This window comes from Sphingobium lactosutens (assembly GCF_013393185.1).
In the GTDB taxonomy this organism is placed as follows: domain Bacteria; phylum Pseudomonadota; class Alphaproteobacteria; order Sphingomonadales; family Sphingomonadaceae; genus Sphingobium; species Sphingobium lactosutens_A.
In genome coordinates, this window is sequence record NZ_QJQX01000082.1 from 106115 (window position 1) to 112550 (window position 6436).

Consider the following 6436-nt stretch of genomic DNA (forward strand, 5'->3'; position numbering starts at 1 on the left):
GAGGATGAAAGCCGGGCGGCTGCTTCCCGATAGATATGATCCTGCCGGCGCCGTATGCAATCGGGGAATTCTTATGACGACAAAGATCAAACCGGGCGTCAGCCTTTACAGCTTCCAGGAAGAAATGTTTCTGGGTCAGATGAATGTGGAGGATTGTGTCGCCTTCGCTTCGTCGATCGGGGCCAAGGGCATCGAGATACTGCCGGAGCAGAACATGCCGAACTTCCCGGACATCAGCGACGCGGAAGTAGAAAGCTGGAAGGACATGGTCGCCCGTCATGGTTGCCATCTGTCGGCCTACGACATGTTCCTGGACACGAAGGTTAGCAAGGACCGTCCGATGACGGACGATGAGCAGGTCGCGTCGATCGTGCGCGATCTTCGTCTGTGCAACCGTCTCGGCATCAAGAATATGCGTATTCTTGTCTTTGTGCGCCCGGATATTCTGGGTAAATGCGTACCCTATGCCGAAGAGCTGGACGTCCACATGGGGGTCGAGGTCCATGCGCCGTGGCATCTGGAACATGCGTGGATCCTGCGCACGATCGACGAGGCCGATCGGCTGAACACCCGGCATCTGGGCATCCTGCCCGACATGGGCATTTTCATGAAACATTATCCGCCTGTGTTCCGCGCGCGGTTCGAGCGGCAGGGCGCGCGTCCCGAAATCACGCAGTTCATCGTCGATCAGCACGAAGCCAAGATCATGTGCGAATATACGATCTATGAAGTTGCTGTGAAAATGGGCGGCAACAAGGCCGAGATCGCGATGGCGGAAAGCCTGCGACACGCTCCCTACGCCAATCCCAAGCGGATCGGGGACTATGCGCGCTATTTCCGGCACATCCAGGCCAAATTCTACGAGATGACCGAAGACTATAAAGATCCCGCGATCGCCTATGACGAAGTGATTCCGGAATTGGTGAAGTGCGGCTGGGAAGGCACGCTATCCAGCGAATATGAAGGCAATCGGTGGATTCAGGACGTCAGCGAAGTCGATAGCCGCGAACAGGTTCGCCGCCAGCATGTCATGTTCGATAGGCTGATTACAGAAGCCGAGCAGACATTCGGAGCCGCCGACGCCTGACATGACTAAATATTCTGATGCGTTCAGCACGAGCGCTCAGAGTTTGGTCGCCGATTTCGCTTTTCTCGAAGGATGATGACTAATGTTCGACAAATATCTGATCGATGCCGATTCCGTGCAGAATATCGGTCCACTGGATGCGCTGACCGGCTTTTCCTTCCTCTCCAAACTTGGCTATTATCGAGGTCTTGGCCTGTCGATGATCGAGGAACTGGTCGTCTCTATAGACGGCGAAGCGCTCCCGCGTGAGGCAGTGCGTTTCGATGAGGGCAAGGGTCCGCTGACGCTGGACGAGATGGAGACCGCCTACGACCGGCGCTGGCCCTTCGGCGCCGCTGCTACGATATTTGTGTCGTTGCCGGGTGGTTTTCCGGGCGGTTCTCATGAACTGGCCCTCAGCCAGAAGCTGCGGATCTCCTATCTGCCATTTCCCTCGTTCAACCACGACAAGAAGAGGATCGCCCTGTAATATGGGGATCGAAAGCGGACTGCTGATTGTCGTGCCGGTGCTGCGCGGCGTGGGGTGCGCGATTGAAAAGCTGGTTTGGGAGCGCCGTATTTCGGCGCTCCCTGCCATATCATGGTTAAGCACGTATAAGCGGCTGCCAATCAAGCGCCGAGCAGAGTGAATTCCACGCTCTCGCCGGATGTCGATGACGGCGAAATCCACGCGAAGAATAGCGCAGGTTCACTATTGGCGCGCAGGTCCTGACCGACGAAGCCCAGATCCTTTGCCGTGATGGCAAAGGTGACGCGCTTGCTCTCACCCGGCGCGAGTGTGAATTTCTGAAAGCGCGCAAGCCTGCGTATCGGTTGGGCGATACTGGCCGTCACGTCGCGGAAGTAGAATTGCGCGACCACATCCACTGCGCGAGCCCTCTGGTTGCGCACTATCGTGCTGACGGCGATTCTGTCGTCTAGGGCGGTTTCCACTCATTCCGGTTCATATCCGCGCGATTTGAAGTAATTGGCGCATTCGTCGGGCTGGAAGATATCGACGAGCTTTCCGATCAGGCCCCGCTGACGGTTCGCTCGCCTGCTTTGGGCAGCATTGCTTTCAGCCTGAAGAACGCCTTCTCGATCGTGTGTTCATGATGACTCTCCAGTGTAGATTCCTATTGAGCTGTTTTGGAGATCGATGAGCCAGATGCGCTGGGTTCCGCCACTGGCCAACCGTCCTCTGATTCGGCCGCGGCGGAGACAGTGCGCCCCTGTTCGATCAGCATATTCCTGTAGGGTCATCTCGCTCTTGTGTCGCCGGGGGATATTATTCGACCAGATAGGGCGTTTCGTGCCAAGCCCACGCCGCTGGAGCAGGCTGTTAATCATGGGAGCGTTGAAGCTATCCTTCTTGGGCGGCGTCCAGCCCTCGGTATTAAGCGCATCGGCGATAATCTGCGCGGTAGCTCCGTGGCTTCTTAGGTCGATGATCCGGGCAAGTAGCTTGTCGAAGTGCTCCAGTTGCTTGAACCGCCGGACCGGTCGGGAGAACGCATGTTTCGCCACAGTGCCACCCACCCAATGGCCAACGAGTCCGGCACGCTCGATTTCACCCACGACAACGACCTCGACGCGTACGAGCATCGTACGCGCAATGGTTTGGCGATCGCGCGCTGTCGTGGATGCGCTGCTCCACAACGCAGGGATATCTTGTGCCAGCCGCCATATGACATCGCATTCGTCTGGGGTCAGGCGGGCTCTTGCGCCAAAGCGCGCCGCTGTTCGTCTGCCAGCAACTGCTCGGCCGCGAGTGCCGCTTCCCAGTTCCGTTCCAGCGTCCGGGCGACCAGGCGGTTATCGGGATCTATCGCCTCGTACCGGCGACGCGCGAGTGCGGTTTCATATCCGGCACGTTCAAGCCGCATTTTCCATTGGCCATGGAGTTGTCGGCGCTCCAGCTCAATATCCTCGGCAGCCTGCAGGCTCACTTCGATCGCAGCGGGCAAAAGGGCTTCAAGGATCAGCCTGTAGGTCAGCCTGTCGACTGGCCAGGCACTAATCGACTGGCAGAGCACCTCCCCATAGCTGGTGGCGAGTTGGTGGCAGACATAGCGGGCCTTGCGTCCGTCGTTGGTATAGGTCGTGAACATCCGCCGTCCGCAAAGTCCGCAGGAGAACAGGTCGCCAAGCAGGGCTGCGCCGCCGTCTGGAACACCTGTGTGCCGAGAGCGGTTCATGGCCATCTGCCGCTGGTTCCTCTCAAAATTTCCCCAGTCTATAATGGCTGGCCTTCGCCACAGGGTGGCGATCTTGGTCGCCCCCTCGCCAAACCCCGGGGCGGGCGTTTGGGGCCGCACTGCATGAAACGGTCGGATGATTTCCGGTCCGGTTCCTCCCTGGGGTCGCGCTGGACTTTTCACGCGCCCGGCGGGGGTGAGGCAGAGCGAGTCGAATTCCGGGATGGCGGCCTGCGGTTGCAAGCGCGTGGCCGCGGCGCCGAAGACACCGCCCCTCTCACCAATGTCGCTGGCGACCGGAGCTATAGCATTTCCGTGAAGGTCGAACTGGAAGGCGCTGCGACTGGCGTACGCATCCGGTGAGGACCGCGGCTACTGACGGTTTGCTGGGGGATTTGGCATCTTACTTGCCGAGGAAGGCCTCGACGCCTTCTTGAGCGAGCACATCGCGGAATGCAGCATCGGCATCGCGGTCGGTGGGGAATAGATTGTCCCAGACCGTCGAGGTGCCGTGCTCGTTGACGACCTCGAGGGACCAGCCACGTTCGGTGGCGAGCCGCACGATGTTGATGGTCAGCCGTACGCCCGCCTGTTCGATGGACCGGCAGAGAGAGGATTCAATCAGTTCGGGTTGCGGGTCAAATTCCATGCCGTGATGCTATGAGATCACGGCTCCAGCTTCAACGCTGTTGGTTTCCAATTCCATGGGAGCAGATCGCCAAGCCGATTAGCCGGATGACCGGCGATGCGGGCAAGGACGTCGGCGAGCCAAGCCTGGGGATCGAGGTCGTTGAGGCGACAGCTTTGAATGAGTGAAAACATGATGGCGGCGCGCTGACCGCCGCGATCGGAGCCGCAAAATAGCCATGCTTTCCGCCCGAGTGGCACACAGCGTAGCGCCCGTTCCGCTGCGTTGTTCGTGAGGCATACCCTGCCATCGACGAGGAAGCGGGTGAAGGAGTCCCAGCGCCGAAGCATATAGTTGATAGCCTTGGCGAGATCATGGTTACGCGACAGCTTGGCGAGTTGGGCGTTCAACCAGTCGTGCAGTTCGGCGATCAGTGGCGCGCTCAACTCCTGACGGGCGGCAAGCCGCTCCGCTGGTGTCTTGCCGTTGATACCGCGCTCAACGTCGAACAGGGCGTCCAGCTTCTGCACCGCCTCCAGCGCAATCGGATAGATCGGGCCAGTCCGCTCGCCGCGGCTCTTCTTGCGCGCAGCGCCCTCGACGTCAGCAAGTTCGAAGAACTTCCTGCGCGCGTGAGCAAAGCATCCTGCCTCCAGGATGAGACCAGGCTGGCGGTTGGGAGCGTACAGCTCAAAATAGCCCGCATAGGCATCAGCCTGCAGAATCCCGGACCAGGACGCGAGGTGCGCCTGGGGATGTTCCCCGCGCCGGTCGCGCGAATAATAGAAAACCACCGCCGGCGGATCGGCGCCGCCGAACGGGCGGTCATCCCGGACATAATCCCATAATCTACCGGTATCGGTCTTGCCCTTGGCCATGACCGGCACGGTGGTATCGTCGCCATGCACGCGCTCGGCGGCAAAGACATGGGCCTCGATCAGCCGAAAGATGGGCATCAAGGCGAAGGACGCCGCACCAACCTGATCGGCAAGCGTGGAGACGCTCAGCGGCACGCCTTCGCGAGCGAAGCGCTCCGCCTGGCGGTTGAGCGGCTGGTGCTGCCCATACTTCTCGAACAGCAGCATGGCGAGGAAGCTTGGCCCTGCCCAGCCACGCGGCACGACATGGAATGGCGCGGGCGGCTGCGTGATCTTCTCGCAGTCACGGCAGGAGAATTTCTCGCGTACGGTCTGGATGACCTTCCAGGCACGCGGGATTACCTCCAGCGTCTCGGTTACATCCTCGCCCAGCTTCGACAGGCGCATGCCGCCACAGGCCGGACAGGAACAGGGCGCCGGAACGACGACGCGGTCGCGGGGCAAATGGACGGGGAACGGTTTTTTAACTGGCCTCTTGCGCTCAAAGGCGGTGACGTTCGTCGCCTTTGTCGCGGCGGCCTCGGCGGCCAGATCATCTTCGGCGGCGTCGGCCTCCAAATCTTCGAGCTCAAACTCCATCTGCGCAAGAAGCCGGCGGGTGCGTTCGGCGCTGGGGCCGTACTGCTCGCGCCTGAGCTTGGCGATCTGCAACTTGTAGTGCGAGATCAACGCCTCGGTGGCGCTCTCCCGGGCACGGGCATTGGCCAGTTCGGCTTCAGCGCTCGTGGCCCGCTGTTCGGCTTCATCGGCGCGCTGCGCACTGAGCCGTACCAACGCCTTGAGCGCTTCGATATCGTCAGGCAGGGGCGAAACGGCGGCGTCCACAACTTGGATGGAATCATAGAAAACCTCCCGGATGAAGCGGAAAATGCAGCCTCCGCCGAGAAAATCTGCGCCTATCCTGCGCTCTGTGGGCGCCAGCTATATTGCGGGTTCCGCCAGTCCACTCCGTCGAGCAGGCAGGCCAGCTGTGAGCTCGTCAGCGACACCACGCCGTCCTTCGCGGCGGGCCAAATGAACTTCCCTCGTTCCAATCGCTTCGAATATAACGACATCCCGAGGCCGTCGTGCCAGATTATCTTCACAAGCGCCCCGCTGCGCCCGCGAAAGACCCAAAGATCGCCGGCAAATGGGTCTCGCGAGAAGCTCTGCTGCACCATTGCTGCCAAGCTCTGCATGCCGCGCCGCATATCTGTGTGGCCCATCGCAATCCACACCCGCGCGCCAGCTGGGATCATCGCAGGGCCTTGAGCGCTGCCGACACCAAGGCAGCTGGTGCCGACGCAGATATGCTCACGCGCCCTTTGCCACCCAGATCCACGATGATCACCGGCATTGCGGCCTGGTGCGCATTCTGCTGTTCGCCATCGTCAACCACCGCCTCGGCGAACTCCGTCAGGGCGGGCGGCTGCCGCAGCTTGTTGCGCCACGTGTAAATGCGCGCCGTGGAAATATCGTGCCGACGCGCCACAGCCAAAACGCTGGCCCCAGGCGCAAAGGCTTCTGCCAAAATCTGGAGCCGTTCCTCGTCGCTCCAGCGCCGCCGCCGTTCCGGCCCGGTCATCACCGTGATCTGCCGCATCCACTGCTCCTAAGCGTGCTCTCGAGAGCGTTCTTAAGAGCAGGCCCCTACCTCACGACAAGGCGCGTCTCGCCGGATGCATAC

11 protein-coding genes and 1 pseudogene are annotated in these 6436 nt (G+C 60.6%); 4 read left to right on the forward strand and 8 right to left on the reverse strand.

Translation table 11 applies throughout. The annotated features are described in order from the left end of the window. The first annotated feature begins 73 nt into the window (after positions 1 to 73). From DM806_RS24310 to DM806_RS24320, 3 genes are all read left to right on the forward strand, one after another. Positions 74 to 1087, forward strand: a complete 1014-nt coding sequence (locus tag DM806_RS24310) for a sugar phosphate isomerase/epimerase family protein (protein ID WP_256869470.1) — start codon at positions 74 to 76, stop codon at positions 1085 to 1087. A gap of 82 nt (positions 1088 to 1169) precedes the next feature. Beyond that, complete coding sequence (locus DM806_RS24315; protein ID WP_179045725.1) at positions 1170 to 1556, forward strand: C-glycoside deglycosidase beta subunit domain-containing protein; 387 nt, start codon at positions 1170 to 1172, stop codon at positions 1554 to 1556. 1 nt (position 1557) lies between these two features. Beyond that, on the forward strand, positions 1558 to 1716 hold the full coding sequence (locus DM806_RS24320) for a hypothetical protein (protein WP_179045726.1): 159 nt from the start codon (positions 1558 to 1560) through the stop codon (positions 1714 to 1716). On the opposite strand, the gene DM806_RS24325 is transcribed toward DM806_RS24320, so the two are convergent. From DM806_RS24325 to DM806_RS27470, 4 genes and pseudogenes are all read right to left on the reverse strand, one after another. Next, positions 1697 to 2020: a fibronectin type III-like domain-contianing protein gene (locus DM806_RS24325; protein WP_179045727.1), complete on the reverse strand. Its 324-nt coding sequence runs from the start codon at positions 2018 to 2020 to the stop codon at positions 1697 to 1699. The genes DM806_RS24320 and DM806_RS24325 overlap by 20 nt on opposite strands. Beyond that, positions 2021 to 2169 (reverse strand): annotated as a pseudogene (locus DM806_RS24330) (IS630 family transposase); the annotation flags it as partial. Positions 2170 to 2176: 7 nt separating this feature from the next. After that, on the reverse strand, positions 2177 to 2671 hold the full coding sequence (locus DM806_RS27465; protein WP_256869471.1) for a hypothetical protein: 495 nt from the start codon (positions 2669 to 2671) through the stop codon (positions 2177 to 2179). 104 nt (positions 2672 to 2775) lie between these two features. Continuing rightward, positions 2776 to 3270: a zinc ribbon domain-containing protein gene (locus DM806_RS27470; protein WP_256869472.1), complete on the reverse strand. Its 495-nt coding sequence runs from the start codon at positions 3268 to 3270 to the stop codon at positions 2776 to 2778. A gap of 117 nt (positions 3271 to 3387) precedes the next feature. Here DM806_RS27470 and DM806_RS24340 point away from each other — a divergent pair, with 117 nt between their 5' ends. Continuing rightward, positions 3388 to 3627: a hypothetical protein gene (locus DM806_RS24340; protein ID WP_179045728.1), complete on the forward strand. Its 240-nt coding sequence runs from the start codon at positions 3388 to 3390 to the stop codon at positions 3625 to 3627. A gap of 40 nt (positions 3628 to 3667) precedes the next feature. Here the strand turns inward: DM806_RS24340 and DM806_RS24345 are convergent, their stop codons facing one another. The 4 genes from DM806_RS24345 to tnpA form a co-directional block, all read right to left on the reverse strand. Further along, positions 3668 to 3913: a hypothetical protein gene (locus tag DM806_RS24345; protein ID WP_019052496.1), complete on the reverse strand. Its 246-nt coding sequence runs from the start codon at positions 3911 to 3913 to the stop codon at positions 3668 to 3670. A gap of 17 nt (positions 3914 to 3930) precedes the next feature. After that, positions 3931 to 5595 carry an IS66 family transposase gene (tnpC, locus tag DM806_RS24350; protein WP_179041790.1) on the reverse strand — a complete coding sequence of 555 codons (1665 nt, stop codon included), beginning with the start codon at positions 5593 to 5595 and terminating at the stop codon, positions 3931 to 3933. Between the two features lie 71 nt (positions 5596 to 5666). Next, the gene (gene tnpB / locus DM806_RS24355; RefSeq protein ID WP_019052498.1) at positions 5667 to 6008 is read right to left on the reverse strand and encodes an IS66 family insertion sequence element accessory protein TnpB; all 342 of its coding nucleotides are present in this window, start codon (positions 6006 to 6008) and stop codon (positions 5667 to 5669) included. Then, positions 6005 to 6352: an IS66-like element accessory protein TnpA gene (gene tnpA / locus DM806_RS24360; RefSeq protein WP_062788688.1), complete on the reverse strand. Its 348-nt coding sequence runs from the start codon at positions 6350 to 6352 to the stop codon at positions 6005 to 6007. The genes tnpB and tnpA overlap by 4 nt, the downstream gene beginning before the upstream one ends. Between the last annotated feature and the right edge of the window lie 84 nt (positions 6353 to 6436).

What these genes read in the sequence shown, in the direction of transcription:
- tnpA (WP_062788688.1), bottom strand. Translation starts at nt 6,352, where the DNA reads ATGCGGCAGATCACGGTGATGACCGGGCCGGAACGGCGGCGGCGCTGG.
- DM806_RS24320 (WP_179045726.1), top strand. Translation starts at nt 1,558, where the DNA reads ATGGGGATCGAAAGCGGACTGCTGATTGTCGTGCCGGTGCTGCGCGGC.
- DM806_RS24315 (WP_179045725.1), top strand. Translation starts at nt 1,170, where the DNA reads ATGTTCGACAAATATCTGATCGATGCCGATTCCGTGCAGAATATCGGT.
- DM806_RS24340 (WP_179045728.1), top strand. Translation starts at nt 3,388, where the DNA reads ATGAAACGGTCGGATGATTTCCGGTCCGGTTCCTCCCTGGGGTCGCGC.
- DM806_RS27470 (WP_256869472.1), bottom strand. Translation starts at nt 3,270, where the DNA reads ATGGCCATGAACCGCTCTCGGCACACAGGTGTTCCAGACGGCGGCGCA.
- DM806_RS24345 (WP_019052496.1), bottom strand. Translation starts at nt 3,913, where the DNA reads ATGGAATTTGACCCGCAACCCGAACTGATTGAATCCTCTCTCTGCCGG.
- DM806_RS27465 (WP_256869471.1), bottom strand. Translation starts at nt 2,671, where the DNA reads ATGCTCGTACGCGTCGAGGTCGTTGTCGTGGGTGAAATCGAGCGTGCC.
- tnpB (WP_019052498.1), bottom strand. Translation starts at nt 6,008, where the DNA reads ATGATCCCAGCTGGCGCGCGGGTGTGGATTGCGATGGGCCACACAGAT.
- DM806_RS24310 (WP_256869470.1), top strand. Translation starts at nt 74, where the DNA reads ATGACGACAAAGATCAAACCGGGCGTCAGCCTTTACAGCTTCCAGGAA.